Origin of the sequence: Variovorax gracilis (genome assembly GCF_030317115.1) — a bacterium.
Lineage (GTDB): Bacteria > Pseudomonadota > Gammaproteobacteria > Burkholderiales > Burkholderiaceae_C > Variovorax > Variovorax gracilis.
The window spans coordinates 1-24022 of sequence record NZ_JASZYF010000048.1 but is presented as its reverse complement, the minus strand read 5'-3'; the positions used below and the strand labels follow the sequence as shown (position 1 = coordinate 24022).

The window sequence follows — 24022 nt, the reverse complement described above, 5'->3', positions numbered from 1 at the left end:
GCTTGGGGCGGAAGTGGTTCATCTACTGAATGGGATACTCGCGTCATGGAATGTCTTTCTGATTCTTTGGGGGAATGGTTGATTCTCTGACGCGGAGTGAAGGGGTCGCAGAAAACTCTGTGAGCCAAGCGAGGTACGTTGAGGTTCCTGGTCCTAGGCAATCGCCAAGCCAATGGCGCGCTGAAGGCGCGCGCGAGGCGGCTCGGATTCTTCCCAACCGGTCGTAGAGTTCTGGGCCATTGCGCCAGCCGCACGATCGCCTGCTCTTCCATCTCCGCGAGAAAGCGGACGAGTCAGCTCGGTTCGCCTGTGGCCATCGCGTTCGAAACGACGACTCAAGGTCATAGACGCGAGGTGGAAAGGGCCTGCAGCGTCATACAGCGGAAAGCTCATGGGGCACCCCGTTCTGTGGTCAATCCGGGCGCGGCTTTCAGGTGCTTTTCGATGAACGCCGCGTGTCGGCCGCCCGCCGCAAAGACAAAGCGCTCGGCCCTCGATACGGATTCCAGGTTCATCCGCTTGGCGAATTCGGCGTCGCCGAGATTTTGGAGGTCCTCCCACGTCTTCGGATGGTCGAAGTGCAGGTATACGCAGCGCGGCGACAAGGGGAGCGCGATGAGGAATGACTTTTCCAACGTGCCGTGGTACATCAAAGGGTGATCCCCAATGACCAGGTCGAACGGGCAACTGCTTGCGATGGTGCGGGTCGCCCAGTGCCCTTTTTTCATGCCCGAATGCAAGAGGTCGGACTGAATGAGCTGAGGCAATACACGCACGGCGAGTTCGCTGTATGCCTCTGGCCAGTTGGAGGCGACCCATTCGCGTGAGGTCATGTTGGGCGCGTCGGGGCGCTGGCCTACTGTGGGGTCGTGGTCAAGGATCTGTCCCAGAACGCCGTTGGCCTTGGTATGCAGCATTTCCATCATCCTGGGCACGCGCATCATCAACGAGAGGATGCATTGCGCCCATGCGCCATGCTGATCCTCCTCGAGGCCCCTGACACCCTTCTCAAGAATCACGTGGGCTTTGGCCGCAGGGTCGTCGACATGGGGCCCCATGAACTCGCGTTCGATCGTCGTATCCATGAACCCGCCCGGCATCATGATCGAATAGAGGTGGCGCTCGAACCCCACATTGTTGGCAGTAGCTCGCTTGACGACGAACTCACCGCGCACGCGCTGGTGAAGCGACAACATGTCATCGGGCGGTGTGTGCCACTGCCGGAGGAGGAACTTCGGAACGTAGTGCTGACGGGTGTACGGCTGTGAGTCGCGCATCATCGCCCGGTGATCTGCCCATTGAGATCGTTCAGCGAAATCTTGAAATCGGCGGTCTGCTTGCCAATGCCCGCAAGCAGCATGGCGGCAGTCCACGCGCGATCTTCCAAGTCGCGATCGTCGAGGTCTTCGAGGGGCAGGAGTACCTCCAACAGCGTCGACGCCTGCGTCGCGGCGTCGCTAGCAACGTCCAGCCGATTGCGCAACTCAGTTCGCTCATCTGGGCGGGCGCAGCATCTGCCCGTGAAGTTCTCGAAGCCATTGCCACTCCTTGAAAGTGTTGACGGTCAGGCCGGCCTGGGGTGCCGCAAGCATCTCGGGCAAGCCGCTGGAGGTCTAGCCTATCCGCCGGTCCTCTCGCTGCCGCTACTGGTTTGCCCGCAGGCTTGCCTTCACGGCACCTCGATCGGCACGACCTGACAAAGCGCCAGAGGCGATCCTGCTCGCCAGTTGTCGATGAGCGTGTGCAAGAGGCGCGCATGGTGAACGAGCCTCTGCCGTCGCTGGCGCCGCAGGTCATTAGCGGCACGCTCGGGTTCGACGAGGCCTTGCCGGACTCGCCGCTCGAGCGCCGGCACGAGGCCTTGCGCTTGCTCAAGTGAAAAGCCTCATTCGCGGATTGCTTCCGAATCGGGCCCGACCACCCTCCAAGCCAAGAGGCCTGCCTTGCCTTCGCCCTTGAACAGGCGGCGCGTCTCGGGCGGCCCCTGACCGGTCTCGAGCCAATGGACCATTTCCTGCTCGTCGAGCCTGTATCCATGGCGCTGCTGGCCCTGGCCCAACAGACCGGTGTGCACCTCGAGCTGTTCCGCGGTCACCGCCGCGATCTGCAGATAGCGCGCGCGGTCGACCGAGTAGAAGAGATAGCCCTGCTCGAATGAATACTGGCGGGGCACGTCCATCGCCCACGCCATGTACGCTATCTTGTTGCGCTTGAAGGTGCGCTTGGTCACTCCCAGCGTCGCCCAATGATGCTGTTCGATGCGAAAGGCCCAGCCAGCAAAGAGTGCGGCGGGGTCCGGCAGCTGCTGGGACTTGCGCCGCTTGCAAGGGGCAATCTGCACCTCGCGCGCCTGGGCCGAATCGGCAACAGCGACGAGTTCCGCCATGTCGTTCATGCGTGGGCTTCCGGGATCAAAGAATGCGCGTGTTCCGAAACGGCTTGGCAGGTCGCAACGTAGAGGGAACGAAAGCCACTCTCATAGAAAACCATGGTCGTCTTTTCGGAGAACCCGCTCTCCTTGTTCTTACCATAGGCGAGTCCGCGCTCGGTCAGGCGGGTGTAGCTCTTGACCTCGCCGCTGCCCGTGCTCGAGAGATATTCGATCTCCTCGGCCAATCCCATCATCAGCAGGATCTTGTTGAGCGCAGCCGCGTTGAGCAATGCGCCCATGCCTTCGAGCAATTCCTTGGCGGAAGCAGTTTTCATTCTGGGAAGTGATGAAGTTTCAGCATGGCCGCAAGTCTAGGCGGCGGAACCTCCGATCCGTGACGACTAGTTCACGCTTTGGGCAACTGCACTGCCCGGCGCGCGCCGGAACCGGCCTTCATCTTGGCGAAGTACTGCGCCGACGCTGCCGCTCACTCGTCTAGCGGCGTAGTCAATCTTCGTGAAACCTTCGGCCATCGGGCCTCTGGAGGACGATGAAGCCCACTACGTGGCATTCCAGTTGCCCGCACTCGCCTACTTCTGTTCCATGCCCGTTCTGTGAAGCCACGGGCTGAATCCGCATGGCGCTCCCGACGTAGCCAAGCCAAGACGCTTCGGAACCGGCGGGGCGCATGGCCGGCGCTATGACGGTTCCCGATTGAAAGTCCATTCCGCGAGATGCCGACTGGGCCCGACCGACGTCCCGATCTTCCGAGGGACGGGTCAATGAGCGCTTCACGACCCCCGCCTCCGTGAGCATCCTCGCGCTGCCGCAAGAGGATGGCTGGGCCTATTCTTCTGCATCAGCCGGCCAACAGCTTCGACCGTCCAATGGGACTACCGTTGCTACGTTTCCTATTTGAAATGCAATTGGAACTGGGGATCGGGTTGCGCAGAGCTGCAAGCCCTCAGACCACAACCGCTGGAGATTGCATAGTCTGCTTCCTCCAACCGTCCACGGCAACTGCGAGGCCGCCGACTGCCTTGTCGGAGGCCCAGCGTTCCCAGAATTCGACGGTGCCACTGTTGGGCCGATGCAGCGGCGTTGAAATTCGGATCCGCGTCGGCAGCAAGCTGGCGTCCCCGACAACCAGTGCCTCACCGGTGTCGAGTACGGGCAGCAGGTCGCCGAATCCCGCTAGGCTGTCCGGCAGCAGTCTACGCACCACCGACTGATCGTCGCCATTGGTTAGGCGCATGGCAACCAAGTTGTTGCATTGGCTGAGGACTGTGCGGTTGACCTCGGATGGACGTTGGCTAATGACTACCAGCCCGACGCCGTACTTGCGGCCTTCCTTGGCGATTCGCTCGAATATCTCCACAGAGATCTCCCCCGCCCCGCCCGCCTGCTGGCGCTCGGGGATATAGAGGTGAGCTTCGTCGCAGAAGATCGCGATGGGATGGCGCATAGAGGCTTCGGTCCACTGCTGCACCGAGAAGGCGAGCTTCGCGACGAGGCTCACCATCAGCGGGAGAACATCGGACGGAACTTCCGAGAAGTCGATGACCTTCACGCCGCCCGCGCCGTCCTTCTGGTCGACCGAGCCAGCCAAAAGCGCCTTGACCAACCGATCGAGCCAGTCAAACGCCTGCGTCTCACCAGCGCCTTGGAATAGGAAGCCCAGCCTCCGGTCTGTGCGCTTGTTCTCCAGCCGCTGGATCATTCGGCTCAGTTTGCCGTTGAACTCGCCCGCCTTTTCCGAGCCGGCGCGCGCGCCCGGAACCATTTCATCGTTGAGCTTGCTTAGTTCATCGATGACCCCGGTGAGGTCAAACGGGACCGGGCTGTCGATTGTGAAGTTGTCGAGTACATCTTTGCGGCCTTGGACCTGGAGGTACTTCTGCTTGGCCGCCAATATGGCACGCGACATCACCATCGCCTGATTGGGCGCGTTCTGATCGCTGCGCTCGACGAACATTGACGTCATGGCTTCGTAGCCAAGCAGCCAGTAAGGCAGAAAGATCACGCCGTTGTCGAGTGAAGCCTTGCCGCTCAGGTCGGCCGGCCCTGCGATGCGAAAATGCTGGAAGCCCTTCGAGGCCAGCGGTGCATACTCGCCGTGAATGTCGAAGACGATCGCATTCGCGTTCGGGAGGGCCGCCACCTGTTCAAGGATCCGCGCCGTGGTCCAGGACTTGCCCGAACCCGTGCTTCCGACGATGACCGCGTGGCGCTGGAAGAACTTGTTGCCGTTCAGGAACGCATCGGCGCTCTCGTCGAGCGTGTAGTGCCCGAGTGTGAGCTTTTGCCCGTCCCCCGAAATGTTAGCAATGACCCGCATGAAAGCCGTCAGCCGTTCGGCCTCAAGCGCGAAGCAATTGGCGTCAATCTCCGGAACCGTTTCCAGCGTGCGAAGGAAGACGTTGCTGCGGCTCCCGACCTTGTCCATCAACGTGCCGATGAGTGCAATGCGGACCACGTTTAGCTCCGCCGCCTGGTCACCGTCTGAGGTGTCCTCGGTGTCGACCGGGCTCCCCTTGGCGTCGACCGCCGTGCGCGTAATCTTTTGAATGATTCCGATCAAGTGCTGACCGGCCCGGCTGCTCTGCAGTACGGCCAAGCGATTGACCTGCAGCTTGCGTAGCCGCTCCACATCGTCCACGTCGATCACCACGGTTGCGGTGTCAACGGAGCGGACGCGCCCCAGCGAATCTTTATCTTGGTATTCGAGGATGCTCATAGGTTCTCATTCAGTGACAAGGGACAGGAAGCGGTCAAGGCGCCAGAAGGATTGGCCAACCAGCTCGACACCATCCGGCACTTCGTGGCTGAACATGCGGGTGCCCTTCGGGGATTCCTCGAGTGCAACGTAGCGACTGCATCGTCCGCTCTTGAGGAACCGGTGGGCTGTTGGGCTGATTGCCTTGGTGATTAGGACCAATGGGACCTCTGGTCGCGTGCAGCGCTCCATCATCAGGGGCTGCAAGTGGTCGTCATTGAAACCGTACCCGATGCACAGGAAGGCGCTCGCGCGGGCGACTGCAACGTCGGCGCTGTGCATGGCAGTACGGAACGGCTCGTCGTGGGTTCGCCGATACTTCTCGGTACCCGGCGTGACGATAACGGGCGTGAAGCCGCCAGGGACGGCCCCAAGGGGTGGCAGCGAGACGATTGATCCGTCTTTCCCGCTGAACCAGCCGAGTGAGCCGTGCACCTTCCAGACGTTGACCGTCCTGGCCCGTCGCCGCCCTATGTGGATCTGCGGCACATCGACGGCACGCGCGCCGAACATACCGAAGGTAAAGCCGGTGTAGGCGCAATAGCCAGCAGCCTCAGCGGCGTACTCCGCAAGGCGGTCATAGTTGGGGGTCACGACTTGGAGCTCCGTGGCAGTGCTGCGCAGCAGGTGCTGGAACAGCAGGCCAAGCGGCAGCAAGCGCCGGTCAGCCAGGACCTGCTCAAAGATCCCGAAGTCCGCTGCGTTCAGGAACTTCCAGGTGGTGTTCACGATGTGCCCGAGCACTTCTGGCGTCACGTTGACCTCAGTCAGGGCGGACTCGAGGTCCATCTTCTGGACCTTTTCCAGGAATTCTTTCCATCCCGTGAGATGTGGGTCGGCTTGGCAGGTGGTAGGCAAGTTTGAAGCCGCCAAGTGCTTGCCTAGCGGATCCATGCCTGGAATACCGTGCGCTGCGGACGCGCCGCTGCCCAGCACAATGACGGGCAGCTTGCCAACGCAGTCCTGCACATGCGACTGCATCGCTTCCATTGGATTCATTGCTTGCATTTCCCTAGCTTTTCTATTCTGTTCCGCCCTGCGCGACAGCATTGAGCGCGCCTAGCTGGCTGGACCTCATTGAGTCGATCTGCTCTAGTTGCCAAGATCAGGTTTTTCTTCCGCTCTGGGCGATGGCACTTCACGAACGCACAATCGCAGTCGGCATGCAGACTGAATCAGTCGCATGTCGCTCGGGCCCCGTTCTTTCGTTGACGGGCCTTGACGTGCGAAGGCGAGCAGTGAGGTCCTGCGCGCCGATCCACGAAGGCAGGTCATCGCGAGTGAAGCCAATGAGATGACGTCGCAGGTCAGGACGAATTCGTGCGCAAGGCGACGGAGATCCGGCCAAGCTGCCGCCCCCGGCCTCAGGGGCGATCCGGCCCCTGGTCACTTCGAGGCCACGATCTTTGCGTACTCTGCATGGTAGGCGGTCGTGATTTCTATACGACGCTTGTTGTACTCGCCCCAAGTGATCTTTCCCGCCACGAGGTTGCCTGCATTCACCATCGAACTCGCGACATCGCGCTCCATCGCCGCGGTCCAGGGCACGCTGATGGACTCGCCCCAAAGCTGCGTGGCAGAGATGATCTTGCGTCTCGCCGCTTCTTGGGCATCCAGCAGCTTGACAAGGGAGGGCTTGTCAACCTCCGAGAGCTTGGTCTTGTCGGCGAGTTGCCCGGGCGTAGGCGCGTCGTTGCGACACGGCATGCGTTCGACAATCAGCGCGAACTCCACGCTCGCGCACATCGCGTCCCGCTCGGCTGAAAGCTGGGAGACGAGTTCGCGCAGCTTCTCGGCGCTCGGCTTGTCGGACGCACGAGGCGCGCGCACGCGCGGGGCAGCGGCAGCTGGCACCGGCGCGGTCTCGGCCTGTGCGTGGTACGCCTGCGCCTGCGGCGCCGAGGCGACCTCCTGCAGATACCAGCCGTTTGCGTTCATGCACGCGTAGAGCATGTTCTCGTTGGTCACCATTTGGTTCGTCGAGTAGCCGCCAAATGCATTGACCGTGGCGCCGGCGACGCGCTGCTGCGACTGCTGCATACAGGTGTAGCGCGTGCGGCTGTAGTCTTCCTGGGTCCCACCGGGCTTGTTCCAGACCGTCTGCGCGGCACAGCCGGTGAGGGCAAGAATCGCAAGCAGGGCGGAAAGACGCGTGCCGGCGGTGAGTCTCATCTTGATTTCCATTTTTTTGGTTCGAGGGAGGATAAGGGAGCCCTGCACCTTCGCAGCCTGTTGATATATGCCACCCGGGCTCAGCGTGAGTTCGAGCGTGACTTTCGTCATGATTGCGCGCCGGTACGATTGGGTTCTCGGCCGCATTGACCTGACCGCGAGGATCTGCCCGGTTCCGTAGGGGAAGAGTTGCAGCTGAAAAAGAATACTTGCGTAATAGTGTCACTTTCGGTTACAAGTGACCGCTCCCCCACTCTTGGCCGCCTGCCTCGCCTTCGTTGGAAACGCCCGTCGTCGATTCCTTGCGCGAACGTGCCAGGCGCATCGCCGCCGACGGCCGATTCGTTTCCGTCGATGTCGAAGCCCATCCGGAGAAGGGCGACCGGATCTTCGCGATCGGCGCCGTGCGATCAGACAGCGCGAACGCTTTCAGCAGCGCTTGCTCGCCAGCCAAGGCACCCTCGGTGGCCGCCTCGCTCAACAGCTTTGCCCGCGACGGCAGGGTTCTGTTGGGGCACAACCTCCGGCGCCACGACGTTCCCTTGCTGCGAGACCAACTCCCTCAACTCGACTGCTTGAGCTGGCCCGTGCTCGACACCCTGGAGCTGTCGGCACTCGCTTTTCCCAGCAATCCCTACCACCGGCTAGTCAAAGGCCACAAGCTGCTCTCCGACGAGCGCAACAACCCGACCAAGGATGCGAGGGTGTCGCTCAATGTGCTCGAGGAAACCGTAGAGGCGCTTCTAGAGACGAACGACCAGGAGCCCTGGTGGCCGGCACTCCTGCATTCCTTGCTCCGCGACGACGAGGGCATGGCCACGCTGCTGTCCCAAGTCCGGGAGGAGACGGCGCCGACCATCGAAGCGGCCGGGCACATTGTCGCGAGCCGCTTCGCCGGTCGCTGTTGCGTCACAAGCTTGCGCGAACTGGCGCATGACGTCACAAGGGCGGTCGACAACCATGATCCTTGGTCGGTTGCGTTTGCCCTCGGTTGGATCCGGGTCTCCGGCGGCAACTCCATCCTCCCTCATTGGGTTTTTCATCAGCTGCCCGCTGTCCGGCAGCTGATCGCCGACCTGCGGGAGATCGACTGCGGACAGCCCGACTGCCAGTACTGCCGCCTGAATCACCACCCCGAGTCGCTCCTGTCGATGCTGTTCGGCAAGCCGAGCTTTCGGGCGCAGCCGGCGGCGCCTGATGGCAGCTCCCTGCAGCGCGCCATCGTCAGCGCGGGCCTGGCGCGCGAGAGCCTGCTGGCCGTTCTGCCGACCGGCGGCGGCAAGTCCATGTGCTACCAGCTCCCCGCGCTCGTCCACTACCGCCGCTCGGGTCGATTGACCGTGGTCATCTCACCGCTTCAGTCGTTGATGCGCGACCAAGTGGACAACCTCATGAAGGCCGACATCCAGTGTGCGGCCACGGTCAACGGCATGCTCACCCCCTTGGAGCGACGGGATGTCCTGAATCGCATCCGCCTGGGCGACATCGGCATCGTGCTGGTCTCGCCTGAGCAATTCCGAAGCCGAACCTTCGTCGAGGCGATCCGCATGCGGGAGATCGCCGCCTGGGTGTTCGACGAAGCGCATTGCCTGTCCAAATGGGGCCACGACTTCCGAACGGACTACCTGTACGTTTCCCGCTTCATCCGAGAGCAGTTCCCGGGTCAGGCACCGGTCGCGTGCTTCACCGCCACCGCCAAGCCCGACGTCATCGAGGACCTCTGCAGCCACTTCCAGGAAAGTCTTCAGATCGAGCTGAAGACGTTCCTGGGCGGCCACGAGCGGACCAACCTGTCCTATGCGGTCGTGCCGACCTCGGGCGGAGAGAAGCCGCAGCGCATCGTCGAGCTGTTGCGCGATGGCCTGCGCCGGGAGGATGCGGCCGTGGTGTTCTGCGCCACTCGCAAGAACGCCGAGACCCTCGCCCAGATCGTCGCGCAGCAGGGCATCTCCTGCGGCTGCTACCACGGGGGCCTCAGCGCCGATCTGCGTAAGGAGGCCCAGCGTCAGTTCCTCGACGGCGAGCTGCAGGTGATCGCCGCCACCAATGCCTTTGGCATGGGGGTGGACAAGCCAAACGTCCGCCTGGTCATCCACGCGGACATTCCCGGCTCCCTGGAGAACTACCTGCAGGAGGCGGGCAGGGCAGGGCGCGACGGTGACGAGGCTCGGTGCGTGCTGCTGTTCGACCCCCAGGATGTGGAGACCCAGTTCAAGCTTTCCTCCAGCTCACAGCTCTCGAAACGGGATTTCAGCGGCCTGCTGCGCGCCCTGCGCGACCAAGCGAAGAAGCTCGGCAAGGACGAGATCGTGGTGTCGGCCAAGGAGCTCCTGGCGCAGAGCAGCGGCACCGCCATCGATGTCGATGCGCCAGACGCTTCCACCAAGGTGACCACCGCCATCGCCTGGCTCGAGCGAAACGACTTTCTCAAGCGCAACGAGAACGCGACGAAGGTGTTTCCAGCGAGCCTGCGGGTGGCCTCCCTGCAGGAAGCCAAGGACCGGATCGACAAGGCGAACCTCCCGGCCAGCAAGCAGCAGAAGTTCCTGGCCGTCGCGATCGCGCTGTTTCGCTCCGACACGCCGGAGGGCCTGAGCACCGACGAGCTCATGCTCGATGCCGGCATTCGACCGGAAGAATGCTTTCGGATCGTCCACCAACTGGCCAAGCTCGGGATTCTCGTCAACGACCTCGGGTTGACGGTGCGCCTGATGCGCGGCGTTCGAGGTGCCTCTCCCATTCGGCTGGAATTCCTGTGCGCCCTGGAAAAAGAACTCCTGGACCTGATGTCGGAGCACGCACCCGATGCAGATCAGGACGAGTCGCACCAGCACCTGAATCTGCGGGCGGTCTGCACCGAACTGCGCACGCGGCTCACGGGGGGCGGCGAGACTGTCCAGGTGGATCCGACGCAGGTGCGGGCCTGCCTGCGATCGATGGCCGACGGGTTCGGCTCGGGCACTGACAAGCGCAGCATGATCCAGCTGCAGCCCTTGGGTGACGACACCCTGCGCGTGACCTTGCGCCGCTCGTGGGCCCAGATCCGCAGGATCTGCGAGCTGCGACGCGCTGTGGCGCAAGTCACGCTCGATCGCCTCCTTGCAGAGGTGCCCGAGGGCGTCAAGGGCGCCTGCATGGTGGAATGCAAGGCCCAGGCGCTGATCGACGCGCTGAACGATGACCTGGTCCTGAAAGCCCAACTGCGGGAACCCGAGGTCGCTCTCGAGAATGCGCTCTTGTACCTGCACCAGACCCGAGTGCTCGAACTGGACAAGGGGCGCTCGGTGTTCCGCTCAGCGATGACCATCCAGATGCAAGGCGAAACCTCCAGGCAGTTCACCGTGGCTGCCTTCGCGCCGCTGGAGGAGTTCTACAAGGAGCGGACCCTGCAGACCCATGTCATGCACGAGTACGCCAAGCTCGGCGCGGAGGATCCGGCCAAGGCGCAGGACCTGGTCAAGGCATATTTCACGCTGCCGCACAAGCAGTTCATCAAGGAGTTCTTCCGCGGCCGCACGGACCTGCTGGAGCGCAAAACCACCGATGAGTCCTATCGGCGCATCGTCGACGATCTTCAGCACCCGGTGCAGGAGGCGCTCGTCACCCAAACGAAATCGGGCAATCACCTGGTACTGGCGGGTCCCGGCTCAGGCAAGACGCGGGTGATCGTGCACCGCATCGCCTACCTGTTGCGGGTACTTCGCGTCAGCCCGGGCCGCATCATCGCGCTGGCCTACAACCGGAGCGCTGCGGTCCAGCTGCGCCGACGCCTCCAGGCCTTGGCCGGCGACGACGGCAGGGGAGTGCTGGTGATGACCTATCACGCCATGGCGCTTCGCTTGACCGGCACAAGCCTGGCGGGGTCCGAGCGCGCTGCCAGCGCGGTCGACTTCAAGCAGATGCTCCAGGATGCGATTGATCTGCTCGAAGGCAGGAGTTCGGCGCTGACCGATGCGGACGAGATCCGTGATCGGCTGCTGCAGGGGTATGAGTACATCTTCGTCGACGAGTACCAGGACATCGACGAGCAGCAGTACGCCCTGGTCAGCGCCTTGGCCGGCCGTCGGCGCGTCGATGCGGACAGCAAGCTGAGCATCATGGCGGTCGGGGACGACGACCAGAACATCTACTCGTTCAAGGGCGCGAACGTCGAATTCATCCGACGCTTCCGTGCCGACTACGAAGGGGAGCTCACGTACCTGGTCGAGAACTTCCGCTCCACCCAGAACATCATCTCGGCGGCCAACCATGTGATCCAGCGCGGCGCCGACCGGATGAAGGTCGATCATCCGATCCGGATCGACGCCCGGCGCAAGGACGATCCGCACGGGGGGCGATGGGCCGAGGTGGACGAAGAGAGTCACGGTGCGGTGCGGCTCCTCACCAGTCCGACCAGCCCGAACCTTCAGGCGCAACTGGTGTATGCAGAGATCCAGCGCATTCGGCGCATCGACCCTGCCGTGAAGCTGTCGGAGATTGCGGTGCTCTGTCGCACGCATGCTCCGCTGGAGAAGATGCGGGCCATCTGTGATGTCGAGGGGTTGCCCTGCGAGATCACGGGGCCTGAGGCGGCCAAGGGGCAAATCTCGCTGATGCGGACCCGCGAGGGTTGGGCACTTGCCCAAGCGCTTCGGCGGCGCCAGGTGCGCATGGTCAGGCTTGGCGCGTTACGCAGAAAACTGGATCGTCAGCGGCGCGCGCAACCCCGAAACGCCGCGCTGCAGGACCTGCAGGAGATCGTCGAGGACTTTGCCTCGACGCTCCAGGCGGACATCGTCCCGGCGGCCGAGGTGCTGGAGCTCTTCTATGAGGCCGCGGGAGAGATGCGACGCGACGGCCGGGAAAGCGCCATCAAACTGATGACGGCACACGCCGCCAAGGGCCTGGAGTTCGACCACATCATCGTGATGGACTGCGCCGATTGGCGCTGGGACCATGAGGATGAGAGACGGCTTCTCTACGTCGCCATGACTCGCGCGCGGCAGACGCTGACCTTGATGCGGGCAGAAGGAGGGCGTAATCCCTATCTGGTCGATCTCGGAACGGTTGGCGGGGTGCAGGACTGCTTGCCGGTCTCCCGGCCCCAGCAACGCGCGGACCTCGAACGTCGGTACGTCATGCTCGGGGCCGCCAACATGGACATTGGGTTTGCCGGGCGAAGCCCGCCTTCCCATCCGGTCCATCAGGCGATCGCGGCCCTACGTCCCGGGGATCCGGTCGAGCTGAAGGGACGGTTCGTTCATTCGCTTAGCGGGCAAATTGTGGGGAGGCTGGCCGCGAGCGTCGACGAATTGCCGCTACAAGGTGGGGTCGCGAAAGTAGTGGCGGTCATGGTGCGTACACGCTCTCAGACGCCCGATACGTATTGGCCTTCATTGCATGCGGATGAATGGGAGACGCCGCTCATAGAGGTTCATCTGGAGTTCTGACGAATCGGATGGACCAAATGGAGCGCGAGGCGATCATGATGCGATGCAGAAGACCGGGCCTGCGAGATGACCACTGTGAGCGCAGGCGCCTCGGACATGCCGCGCCGCGCTCGGGCCGGCGCTGTCGCCAACAGTGGCTGCCGGCTTGCGTCCAACGCGCCGCGGTCGGTGCCGCCGAGCATCCCGGCGCTACCGACGGAACCCGAGCCCGCGCCGACGGGTGCAGGCGCTGGCGCTGGCCGCGGAACGGTCGGCGTAACGATCAAGAAACGAGGTCGGTCAGATCGCCACATCGCCCACGTCCAGACCGGCGGTCTGGGCGCTTGATATCAATCCGCTGTGCTTGGTTCCTGGGCCTGACGCTTCGACTAGCAACGGCCAGAATTGAAGAACTACACACTTGAGGTTTCCTCTCGCCCCTTCCATGGCCTATCGTGAACACTTCTCCAACTGGACCTTGCAGTTCCCGCTGCGCAGGCGCTGTTGGGCGGTGCCTGCCACCTTCCCACCTACCGCCTTGCAAGAGGGGCCCGGTCTCCAGTAGCTGCCTACAACGTCTCGGTGGATAACGTCGTCCGGCGACTCCTTAAGGGCGCCCAGTTGGTCGACGAAGGACAAAAGGACGGTGTCTTCGCGCATGACGAGCCGGAGGCCAAGAGCGCAGACCTACTCGACGCGACGGATCACATGCTCGATGCCTTGGTCGAGCACATCGAAGACTGCGGCGGCATCATCCAAAGCTCTTTTCCCGTGGACGAACGGAAGCGTTCCGAACAGGCCGTCGCGCGATTCAAGAAATCAATACTTGAGTACCGCGATCACGTGGCCACCATCGTCAACTATATGAAGCATTCACAAGGTCGCCTTCGGCTCGTCGTCATGACAACGGATGCGATCTCGACCCTCGGCTACTACGTAGAAGGTGTCACGCGCAGCGGCGGCATCGGCCCGGTCGGAACTGTGCATTCCAATGAAAATTCGGCATTCTCGTACAACCGGGACCTGCCTTTTCATGCTTGTCAAATTTTCCTTGTCGGAGTGAAGCTGGCAGAGGCACTCACCGCGATTGACCCGGGGCTGCACGTTGGCAACGGAAGCGAGATCAGCAATACGAAGCTCGGCGCGCTGCTGCCGCTTGTCTCTGCCCTGCCAAAGATCTACTTTCCCGATGAACTGCTGAAGGACCAGCCCTATCTCGGTGTAAGCGGGCAGGGCGTCGTGCTGGAATTCCCGTCCCAGCGCGTCCACCCCGCGACCCACGGCCGCATGAAAGTGAAGGCATTGTTCATGACCGATGGCGCCACGAAGGAGTTTTCTGTCCCATACCTCGGGCAATCCGAGATGAACAAGACTTTCACCTTGCTGCAACAACGCCGTCCATTCGTGCGATTGCTCGTGTGAGGCTTCCCAGTCGACTGAGCAGCGGGGATGCACAGATCACCCCATACCAAACCGAAGCGCCTCCTGCTGGGTTACAGGCCCGGAATTTTCCCGCCACGGTGTCCGTATGCGATGCCCCATCGTTGCCATAGCCCCCTGGGGAAGCGCCCCCGACCGTGGGTCGAGGTGCCCAATCCCGCACCAGCAAATGCTCTCCAAAAAAGCCGAATCTTTCTGCACGAACAAACGATGGCCGAGCCCGAGCAGCGATACGGCGACTCGAAGCCATGAAGTTTCTCTTGGGAAAGCCCGGCATGGGTTGCAAGGGCCCAGTGCCGCTGATTCGCAAGCTCACCACCGAACCGCTCAGCTATCTGCGCAGCAACGAGGACTCGCTGCCCAACTATGGACGGCGCTATCGAGCGGGTCAACGTATCTCGAGCGCCTTCGTGGAGTCCGCGGTCAATCAGCTCATCGACAAGAGAATGTCCAAGTCCCAGCAGACGCGCTGGGACCCACGTCACTCAGTGCACGGGAAACAAGGGGACCCCGATACCGACGGCGCGGGCGACCTGGGCGTAGCTCAGGTCGGCTTCGAGGTGCAGGCGCAAGACCTGTCGTATCTGTCGCATCGTGATCCTGGTGGTAGGCATGGCAGGCCGAAAAATCGGCCAGCATGCCCGCGGTCAAGATCACTCGCGCGCGCCCGGGATCGTCCACGATCAGGCTGAAACGTCGTCCACGATCAGCCTGAAACAGCGTCCACGTTCATCTGAAATGCCGTCCACGATCGGCTGAAACGGGCGTCCACGATGCCCTGAAATACGCACTCGAGCATCTTGGCGTAGTCCGTCGCGAGTGCTTCTCGCGCCGCACCGTCGGGCACGATCTGCAAGCCCCCTTCAACCGCGTCGAAGTAGTTGATGACCTTGCCCTCGGCATCCTTCTCGCTGAAGAAGTGGGACTTATGGTCGGCAACGGCCCGGGCAACGGCACGATCTTCGATGGGAGTGAGCTCGTTGGATCGGCAACAGAAAGCTCCTCATAGCCAATTTCCCATTAGCACGAACGGGGCCCAGAAGTACGGGTGCTTCAGATCGAGTTTTGCGTCGCTGGATCGAATATTTCCTTGCAGAAAAGCGATCTGGGCCTGACGTAGTGCTTCCGCTTTCGTCACCAGCCGTTGTTCGCCGCGACGGCGGTAGAAGTCCACCATCAACTTGGCGGTACCCTCGTCCTGCACCGCCCACAGTGTCGCCAGCACTGCCTTCGCACCGTGATGCTGTAGCTGACCAGCCAGCGATTCGACGCCGGCGCTACCTACCGCCGATTCGCATGCTGAAAGAGTGAGCAAGTCAAACTTGCTCAAGCGCAGATCCATTGCCACGAGATCGACCAAGGCCAATGGCTCGCCGCTTCCGAGCAGCATCACGGACTTTTTCACGTTGTAGTGAGTCGCAAGATGCACCGCATTTGCTGGCACGAGCTCATTGCCTTGCCCCAAGAGGTGCCGCAACTCGGTGCGGTCGAACTGGGGGTCTACGTAACGACGTCCGGTGATGGCCCCTTGCACACACGTTTCATCACGAACGATTCCACAAAGCTCGTCGTGAATCGCAGGGAGGGAGACATTCCCAAAATCGGGAGCGCCCTTGCTCGCTCCGAGTCCGGCTATCTGCCATCCGAGTTGGGGCGCGCGATCGAGGTTGGGCGCGCTTTGCGCAGTGATTAGCGATAGTGCATAGCCCTCGATCAAATATTTGCCAGTGGTCTCGTCAAGAAGAGCGGCGAACGGAACATCGCGCAAGGCGTCGATGGCGTTGAGCATTAAGTGCTGTACAGGTGGCCCTGATTGCCCAATTAAGGGTAGCGCGGGCGCGATCAGCCACCGGTATAGCGCGCGAGCCGGCGGACGAAAGTCGCCCCGCTCAGCGATTGCTATGCGCATGGCGGCGGCCGCCCTATTAATGTCCGCCTCGGTCACTAAAACCTGTACCGCGCGGGTCGTTTGGGCGCTGGACACAATGATGGTGAGGCCACGGGCATCGGGCAGCCAGGTGAGCGCCACCGACGCCGGCAGACGCAGCGCCTCGAAATCACGAGAGCGAAGATTAGCCTGTCGACTGGACAACTCTGATCGGCTCTCAAGAACAATTTGCTGCGCCTTGGACCTAGCCTCATGCGAATTGCGCGCTATGCGTTCCGACAGTTCCCTGACTGAAGCCATTTGCCTCTCGTTCAGTCGTTGTAGCCGGCTCTCGGCTTGCTTCCATTCAGCCCCATCGTGTTTCAATTCACCTTTATAAATGCGCTCGCGCAAGCTAGCCATGAGGTCAACCTGTTTGGACAAATCGATGGCCAAAATTGCTAGGCTATCTGCAAACTCCTGCTCATCGGGTGTCCAGCGTAGAGGCGAATAGGTGGCAGATATGCCTTCGCTACGTCGTACGAAATCATGCATTTCCGACTCTTTGAGCAGCAACAGCACTTGCTCCGCCTCCGTGAGTCGCCCGCGGCTAATTAGCAAACGTGCAAGTCGGCGATAAGGATCGGCGACTGAAGCCGTAAATGAGTCGCGCAATTCTCGATTGAGTCCTAGCGTACCTCGACGCATTCTTTGTGCAGCGTTGACGGAGAGCTTATAGAAGACGATTGCTTCGTTGACGCGACCGCCCCCCGGCCAATATTCTAATGCGTAACCTAGATTACCAGCGGTAACATACACAAGTTCCAACGAGCCATTGGCGCGTTCAGTCTCCGTCACCGACGCCGGGTCGCTGAGTAGCAACGCACGCTGAAAGAGTTGTAATGCCTTCTTATGTTGTCCATTGGATTGATGAATCGACGCTAGATTATTCAGTGCCGTGGCGGTGTGAGGATGTTCAACCCCCAGCGTTTTCTGGTTGATCACAAGAGCACGCTGAGCCAATGCAAACGCGGGCTCGGAGTGGCCGGTGGTTCCGTACAGGTACCCCAGATTACTAAGATTAATAGCTACGCGAGGATTTTCGGGACCGAACACTCGCTCATTGATTGCTAGTGCTCGGCGATACAACGGAATAGCCTGTTCGGTGCGCGAAGTTGTTGAATATAGAAGCGCCAAGTTGTTCAAACTTTCGGCCGTATCAGGGTGATTTGGACCTAGTACGGTTTCACGGATTGACAATGCCCGCAAATGAAGCGTAAGCGCTTCTTCGTTGTGCCCATAGAATCGATAAATTTCAGCTAAATTTCCCACGAGGGTTGCGGTGCCGGCATCATTTGATCCAACAGACTGCTCGCGAAGCTCGAGTGCGCGTTTTAGAATTCCCAGGGCTTTGTCGTAGAGGCCCATTTGTTGGTACAACATCGCCACATTGTTCATGCATTCAGACGTATTGGGGTGGCTGGTGCCCAACGCATTAGTCAGTTGCGCCATAGCCTTTTCCGATAGTCGCAGTGCTTCCTCATAGCGGCCCAACGATCTTACGATCGCGCCAAGATTACAGAGGTTGTTGGCGGTATCCACATGATCTGCTCCAAGCGTTTGCTCTCTGATCGCCATCGCCTTCAGAGATAATTCGAGTGCACGCGTGTACTTCCCCATGGAGTAGTACAACATCGAGAGATTTCCAAAACTCGCCGCGGTAGCGAGATGAGTAGGGCCCAGCGCTTGTTGCTGTATCGTAAGTGCGCGCGTATAGAGTGGTATTGCACTCTCGTATCGAGCCACAGATTGATACCATCCAGCCAGGTTACTCAAGACTTGGGCGACGTATGGATGACTAATGCCGAAGGTATCTTCGTCAATTTTCAGCGCTCTCTTATACAGCGGAAACGCTTGATCGTATTGACCGGTCTCTTGATAAAGAAGCGCCAAGTTGTTTAGGGCTACTGCAGTTGCGGGAGCATTGGGCCCCGCTGCGTGCGCAACTAATTCCGCAGCTTCCTCGGCAACCGCGCGCGCCTCAGTCAGCCGTGCGCTCTCATATAAAGCATTCGTCTTCTTCCGAAGAGCCTCGAAGTCACGCCTCCATTCAGGCGCCGTTGCTACGGCAGCGTCGTTTGGATCCCCACCGACAGTTGGCGGCGGCCGTGTACTTTCTAGCGGCACCTCACGTATAAACAATGTGCCAGTAGTGAGTAGAATGGTGGCAATATTTCCGGATAGTCTGGGGCTGAGATCGCCCAAATCTGAACTTGGCTCAACAGGAGATTGGGCACTGAGTTGAATGGGTGCAAGGAGACTTACTAACAACAAGCATTGTAGAAACAGTGCATCCAGTCGCACCCTGGAAATAAAGGCAGTGCAGCGCTCGAAGACACATCGTTTCATGGTAAAAACGCCAGTATCGCCCTTGTGTAGTTTGTATTGATCGAATATGGCGAGTTCACAACGTCAGCTCACAACCAATTTCCCATCAGTACGAATGGTGCCCAGTAGTAAGGATGTCGCAAGTCGAGCTTCGCGTCGTTCGATCTGACCTTCCCTTGCAGCAGGACGATCTGTGCCTGTCGCAGGGCCTCGGCCTTGGTGACCATTCGGTGCTCGCCGCGGCTGCGATAAAACTGCACCATCAGCTTGGCGGTTCCTTCGTCCTGCACCGCCCAAAGCGTCGCCAGCACCGCCTTGGCGCCGTTGTCCTTCTGCAGCAGGCCGGCCAGCGATTCGACGCCCGCCCCACCGACAGCCGAATCGCACGCCGAAAGGGTGAGCAAATCGTACTTGCCCAACCGCAAATCCATGGCCACGAGATCTTCCAGGGGCAACGCCCCGCCACTTCCGAGCAGCAACTGCGACTTTTCCACGCTGTAGTGGGTGGCCAGATGCACCACATTTGCCGTCACGTGTTCGTTTCCCGGCCCAAACAGATGCCGGAGTTCGCCGCGATCGAATTTCGGATCTTCGTAGCGACGTCCGGCAATGGCCCCCTGCACACACGTTTCGTCACGCACGATGCCGCATAACTCCTCGCGAACCGCGGGGAGGGCCACATTGCCGAAATCTGGATCACTGATGCTCGCCCCAAGGCCGGCTATTTGCCAGCCGATCTGCGGTGCGCGATCCAGATTGGAGGCGCTTTGCGCCGTGATCATCGACAGCGTATAGCCCTCGATCAGATGTTTGTCATCGTCGGGGTTGACCAAGGCTGCAAACGGAATGTCGCACAAGGCACCAATCGCGTTGAGCATCAGGTGCTGCACGGTGGTACCGGATTGGGGGAGCAAAGGCAGCGCTGGTGCGATCAGCCAACGGTATAGCTCACGCGCCGGCGGGCGATAGTCGCCACGCGTGCCGATCGCCGCGCGCAACGCGGCAGCTGCCTTGTTGATGTCCTGCTCGGCCGCCGGCACCTGCACCGCGCGGGTCGCTTCAGAAGTTGAAACCAAGATTGTCAGGCCGCGTGCACCAGGCAGCCAAGTGAGCGAGGCCGTGGCCGGCAGATTCAGCGGCTCGAAGTCGCGCGAGCGCAGATTAGCCTGGCGACTCGCCAACTCCGAGCGACGCTCCAGAGCCGTCTGTTGCCCCTTGGATCTGTCGTCCTGCGCATTGCGCGCTAGGCGCGCCGAGACCTCCGCGAGCGCCGCTACCTGCCTCTCATTCAAGCGCTGCAGCTGGCTTTCAGCTCGCCTCCACTCGGGACCATCGTCCTTCAATTCGTCGCGCTTGATGCGTTCACGCAGATCGGCCATAACTTCGACCTGCTTCGAGAGCTCGACGGCTAAAGATTGCAGGTGGTCGGCAAACTCCTGTTCGTCTAGGGTCCAGCGCAGGGGCTGATACGTTGCAGTCCCATCGCCGTTGCGTTGTACAAACTCCTGCAACTCGGATTCCTTGAACAACAGCAGCACGCGCTCGGCTTCCACAAGGCGACCGCGGGCAACGAGTAAACTGGCAAGGCGGCGATAGGGGTTGGAGACCTTAGCGGTGAAGGAATCGCGAAGCGTTCGATCAAGCCCTTGAGTTCCGCGTCGCATTCTCTGGCTGGCGTTGACCGAAATCTTGTAGTACACGATCGCCTCGTCCGTGCGAGCACCGCCAGGCCAGTGGTCCAGAAGACTTCCCAGGTTGCTGGCCGAGGCTTGGACAAGCTCAAGAGCGCCGTGCTCGTGGCTCAAGTCGGTCACGGAAACCTTGCTGCTGAGCAGCAGCGCCTGCTGGAGTAGCGGTAGCGCCCGCTCGTATTGGCCCATCGATACATCTAGCTCGGCCAGATTGTTGGCGAACACGGCCACTTGCGGATGATCGGGGCCGAGTGCTCTCTCGCTGACGTTCAGCGCTCGCTGGTACAGCGGCAGCGCCTGCTCGTAGCGCCCCATCGATCGATACAGCCCTGCCAGATTGTTCAGGCTAATGGCCGTAGACGGATGGTGGGGGCCGAGGTTTTCATGGATCGCCAAGGCGCGTTCGTACAGAGGTAACGCTAACTCGTAGCGGCTCAACAATTTATACACCAGCGCGAGATTGTTTAGGCTGGAAGCCGTAGGAAGGTCGGAATCGGGTGCCCTCTCGTTGATTTCCAGCGCCCGCTGGAACAGCGGCAGTGCTTGCTCATAGCGGCCCATCAATCGATACAGCTGCGCCAGATTGTTGAGGCTGGCTGCCGTATCGGGATATTCGGGGCCGGGCAGGCTCTCACGGATCGCCAGTGCTTGCTCGTACAACGGCAGCGCCCTCTCGTAGCGGCCCACAGTTTCATACAGCCCCGCAAGATTGTTTAGGCTAGTGGCCGTAGACGGATGGTCCAGACCGAATGCATTCTTGTTGATCTTCAGCGCCTGCAGGCACAATGGAATCGCTTCCTCATAGCGACCCATTCCTCGATATGCCTCCGCTAAATTGTTCATACTGGTAGCTGTATACGGAGCGTCCGCACCCGCTTCGTTTTCGGCGAATTCCAGAGCCCGTTTCGCAATCATGACGGCCTCTTCAAACTTCCCTTGCTGGTGCAACCTGACTGTTTCGCGGTGCAAGGCGTCGAGAGGGGGTTTCCACTCGGGTTCCACCATCGTCGCGTCTGGGCGCGCTTGCGCGTAGCCAACGCCCGACAAGAGCAACCCCAAGAGCAACCAGATCCACTGTGCTGCCGAGAGGCACTGAGACAGCGCTGCGAGACAGGCAATGTGTCGTTTCATGGGGCAAAAGACCAGAAACGCCCTTGCTTCCCATCTGTGGGTTTCAATCGGTGTCGCTGATCCGGCGGCAGACCCTGATGGATCAAGGCAAACAGATCTGACAGCAGCGTGTCGCTTTCGCCGAAATACGAGTGACTAAGACCAAAGAATTCTCGCGTTACGGCAGAGGCGTCGATCGAGTCCACGCCAACAAAAACAGCGGTGTTCGCCCCCCCATTGCCCAAACGCCGATCGCCGTGCAACCACTCAGAGACATTTACCGGGACATCTTGGTCTGATGCGTATAGGGTGTAGCGAGGTTTCGTGCCGGCGAAATCCTTGAATACTTGCTTGAACTCGCGCTGCCCTACGTCGGGTGCAGCCATCACGACTTGCCTTATCGCTTGGTGCGCATCCGGGTTGCGGCGCAAAAGCTCGGCATAGCCGTGCAGCATTACGCGGTTGCCCATGCTGTGAGCGACGACATACACCGGAACGCCGGGCGCAAGCGTGGTGACTGTCTTAAGAACATCGGCCATGAACCTCTTGGCCGCAAACGCGTCAGCTTCGTCGCGCATGTACGGTATGAGATTGCCGTCGGAAGGCCAACTAAAGAGGACAGTCGGTCCCTTGAAGGCGGTGTCGTATGCGAATTGCGCCGTCCTCCGTGCGGCGTTGGCAAAACTCACGTTGTAGCCGTGTATAAACACCAATACTCCGGGTCGTCCCATCGCAGTAGCCCGCGAGAGCACCTCCTGCCGCCAGCGCTCGGGCGAAAGCGGATTCAGACGCGGAGCGAGAGCGATGTGCTTGGTGGGATCTTCCCACTCTAGGCGCCAAATCGCCGGGCTTTCCAGTTGCCCCATTTTGTGTTCATGCGGAATTGATACATCTACCGAGCCCCAGGAGATCGTTTCCGCATCGTCTGTTCCAAAGGCGGTGGCCGCCACAGTCTGGCCCGTCGGCTTGCGATTGGTTGCATAGAAAATGCGCAACCAATTGATGCGAGAAGCCCCGGGCGGGCCTGACGGGGCCTGACCCGGCGTGAGCTGAGCACGCTCGGAGACGACGTTGACGGCCGGGGTCGGAGCACCGCCTCCGCGCCGCTGCAGTTCACTGCGCAGTTGTCCCGCTTCTTCTGCGCTGATCTTCAACAACAAGGTGTCGGGCGTCCGGTCCTTCGGACCGCATTCCCCATCGACATAGGCGGTGACGAAGACTCGATCGGCTTGCTTCGGCCAAACTTGGCGCCGGATCACCTCCTCCGACAAAGCCGCAGCAAATTCGGCAATCGAGTCGCCTTCGAGTTCCACCTTGACTCGCCGCGTCTGGATGAATTCGCGCCCACGCGCAAATGACTCGCCAAGTGCGCACCAGTCATAAGAGGCAGCGCGTACAGTACTGGTCCAGCCTGCGACGGCCAAGAAACAGTAGAGCCAAGCGGTTCTGGATGGCGCGAGGAATAGCATGCGTACCCCCAAATTGCTCTCGCCATTCTTTGATGCTTCGTACGGGCGAGCGATGCCAACGAATCATTTCGGAAGCAGTCTCGGATGTCAAACGGCCGCGGCGGTTTCGTAGAAGAAAGTGATTCTGGGCCTCAAGCCGCGGCGGCTGGCGTGCCCCACCAGCTGGTACACGACGCCGGAAAACGTGCAGCACATCGCATATGTCGGGGTGGACGCACAGATTCACGAGCTCTTCTTTAAGGTCGGGGCACCGCCCCGGTGGCTGCACTCCGTCCCAAGCGCAGACCTTTGGGCTGCCGTTGAGCGCATCGAAGTTGTTGCCGTGATGCGGACCGGCCAGCATGCCCGATGTGGCTCATAGATCAACGTGTCCCTAGTGTCGTGAGTTAGAAGTTCGTTGAACTATTCACGAGCATCGTGGTCAGTCGTGTACCGTGTGTACTCGACGAGGCTGCAATGAGCGGACGACCCAAGGCGCAACTGGTGCTGAGTGAGACCGAACGTGATGTGACCCTGCCTCGTTTCCACGTACAGCAAGTCATGCAGCCAAGAGGCTGCGCTCCATTGTGACCGGGGCGAGGTATCCGATGGCCGTGTGCATGCGCACGCGGTTGTAGAAGCCCTCGATCCAGTCGACGATGTCAAGCCGGGCCTGGGACCGGGTGTCATAGCGTACCTGGTAGATCCTCTCGACCTTCAACGTCTTGAAGAAGCTCTCCATGGCCGCGTTGTCCCAGCAGTCTGCCTTCCTGCTCATCGACATCGTGATGGCGAAGTCCGCCGCCAGCCGGCGGTACTCGTGGCTTGCGTATTGACTTCCACGATCGGTATGTACAAGCAGTCCTGGACCGGGCTTTCGCTGCCAGTAGGCCGATCTCAGTGCCGCACAGACCAGCTTCGCATCGATCGCATCGGACATCGACCAGCCCACGATCCGGCGGCTCGCCAGGTCCATCACCACGGCCAGGTACAGCCAGCCCTCGTCGGTTGCAACGTACGTGATGTCGGCCACCCAGGCCCGGTTGGGCTGCCAGCCATCGAAGCGACGATCCAGGAGGTTGGGTGCCACCGGCAAGCGATGCCTCGAGTCGGTGGTGGCCACCCAAGGCCGCCGATACATCGGACGCAGCTCTTGACGCTTGAGGCTTCGGCGCACCCGCTCAGTGCTCACGAGCTCGCCCTGCTGGCGGAGTTGCTGCGTGATACGCGGTCGACCATAACTACCTCGACTGTCGCGGTGTACGGCCTGCACCTTGGCATCCAGATCCTTGTTTGCCAGGGCCCGCGTGCTGGGCGCTCGCACGCGCCATTGGCAGTATCCCGTGCGGGA

General features: G+C 60.9%; 17 protein-coding genes. 4 read left to right on the top strand and 13 right to left on the bottom strand.

Features of this window, described 5'->3' with window-relative positions; all coding sequences use genetic code 11:
- Positions 1-389: 389 nt before the first annotated feature.
- Both QTH97_RS34595 and QTH97_RS34590 read right to left on the bottom strand, forming a co-directional pair.
- Positions 390-1280: a DUF4238 domain-containing protein gene (locus QTH97_RS34595; RefSeq protein ID WP_286573146.1), complete on the bottom strand. Its 891-nt coding sequence runs from the start codon at positions 1278-1280 to the stop codon at positions 390-392.
- A complete protein-coding gene (locus tag QTH97_RS34590) occupies positions 1277-1483 on the bottom strand; it encodes a hypothetical protein (protein WP_286573145.1) in 207 nt (68 codons plus the stop codon). Before QTH97_RS34590 ends, QTH97_RS34595 begins: the two co-directional genes overlap by 4 nt.
- A gap of 273 nt (positions 1484-1756) precedes the next feature.
- On the opposite strand from QTH97_RS34590, the gene QTH97_RS34585 reads away from it, so the two are divergent.
- Positions 1757-1879, top strand: coding sequence for a hypothetical protein (locus tag QTH97_RS34585; protein WP_286573144.1), 123 nt, complete (start codon positions 1757-1759; stop codon positions 1877-1879).
- Between the two features lie 6 nt (positions 1880-1885).
- Here the strand turns inward: QTH97_RS34585 and QTH97_RS34580 are convergent, their stop codons facing one another.
- The 6 genes from QTH97_RS34580 to QTH97_RS34555 form a co-directional block, all read right to left on the bottom strand.
- A complete protein-coding gene (locus QTH97_RS34580) occupies positions 1886-2395 on the bottom strand; it encodes a hypothetical protein (protein ID WP_286573143.1) in 510 nt (169 codons plus the stop codon).
- Entirely contained in the window at positions 2392-2706 is a 315-nt protein-coding gene (locus tag QTH97_RS34575) for a hypothetical protein (RefSeq protein WP_286573141.1), read from the bottom strand. Before QTH97_RS34575 ends, QTH97_RS34580 begins: the two co-directional genes overlap by 4 nt.
- Positions 2707-3335: 629 nt before the next feature.
- Positions 3336-5108 carry an ATP-binding protein gene (locus QTH97_RS34570; protein WP_286573139.1) on the bottom strand — a complete coding sequence of 591 codons (1773 nt, stop codon included), beginning with the start codon at positions 5106-5108 and terminating at the stop codon, positions 3336-3338.
- A 6-nt stretch (positions 5109-5114) separates the two neighbouring features.
- Positions 5115-6146, bottom strand: a complete 1032-nt coding sequence (locus tag QTH97_RS34565) for an SIR2 family protein (RefSeq protein ID WP_286573137.1) — start codon at positions 6144-6146, stop codon at positions 5115-5117.
- 387 nt (positions 6147-6533) lie between these two features.
- Positions 6534-7430 carry a hypothetical protein gene (locus tag QTH97_RS34560; RefSeq protein WP_286573135.1) on the bottom strand — a complete coding sequence of 299 codons (897 nt, stop codon included), beginning with the start codon at positions 7428-7430 and terminating at the stop codon, positions 6534-6536.
- A 121-nt stretch (positions 7431-7551) separates the two neighbouring features.
- Positions 7552-7800 carry a hypothetical protein gene (locus QTH97_RS34555; RefSeq protein WP_286573133.1) on the bottom strand — a complete coding sequence of 83 codons (249 nt, stop codon included), beginning with the start codon at positions 7798-7800 and terminating at the stop codon, positions 7552-7554.
- A 106-nt stretch (positions 7801-7906) separates the two neighbouring features.
- On the opposite strand from QTH97_RS34555, the gene QTH97_RS34550 reads away from it, so the two are divergent.
- The 3 genes from QTH97_RS34550 (at position 7907) to QTH97_RS37200 (ending at position 14859) form a co-directional block, all read left to right on the top strand.
- The gene (locus QTH97_RS34550; RefSeq protein ID WP_286573131.1) at positions 7907-12748 is read left to right on the top strand and encodes a RecQ family ATP-dependent DNA helicase; all 4842 of its coding nucleotides are present in this window, start codon (positions 7907-7909) and stop codon (positions 12746-12748) included.
- A 561-nt stretch (positions 12749-13309) separates the two neighbouring features.
- A complete protein-coding gene (locus QTH97_RS34545) occupies positions 13310-14149 on the top strand; it encodes a hypothetical protein (protein WP_286573127.1) in 840 nt (279 codons plus the stop codon).
- Between the two features lie 266 nt (positions 14150-14415).
- Entirely contained in the window at positions 14416-14859 is a 444-nt protein-coding gene (locus tag QTH97_RS37200; RefSeq protein ID WP_444813510.1) for a hypothetical protein, read from the top strand.
- A 14-nt stretch (positions 14860-14873) separates the two neighbouring features.
- Here QTH97_RS37200 and QTH97_RS34535 read toward each other — a convergent pair whose 3' ends face one another.
- From QTH97_RS34535 to QTH97_RS34515, 5 genes are all read right to left on the bottom strand, one after another.
- Positions 14874-15023: a hypothetical protein gene (locus QTH97_RS34535; protein ID WP_286573126.1), complete on the bottom strand. Its 150-nt coding sequence runs from the start codon at positions 15021-15023 to the stop codon at positions 14874-14876.
- 147 nt (positions 15024-15170) lie between these two features.
- A complete protein-coding gene (locus QTH97_RS34530; RefSeq protein WP_286573125.1) occupies positions 15171-18443 on the bottom strand; it encodes a CHAT domain-containing protein in 3273 nt (1090 codons plus the stop codon).
- 68 nt (positions 18444-18511) lie between these two features.
- On the bottom strand, positions 18512-21244 hold the full coding sequence (locus QTH97_RS34525; RefSeq protein ID WP_286573123.1) for a CHAT domain-containing tetratricopeptide repeat protein: 2733 nt from the start codon (positions 21242-21244) through the stop codon (positions 18512-18514).
- On the bottom strand, positions 21241-22536 hold the full coding sequence (locus QTH97_RS34520) for an alpha/beta hydrolase (protein WP_286573121.1): 1296 nt from the start codon (positions 22534-22536) through the stop codon (positions 21241-21243). The genes QTH97_RS34525 and QTH97_RS34520 overlap by 4 nt, the downstream gene beginning before the upstream one ends.
- Positions 22537-23230: 694 nt before the next feature.
- On the bottom strand, positions 23231-24022 hold a 792-nt coding region (locus QTH97_RS34515; RefSeq protein ID WP_286573120.1), incomplete at its 5' end, for an IS3 family transposase.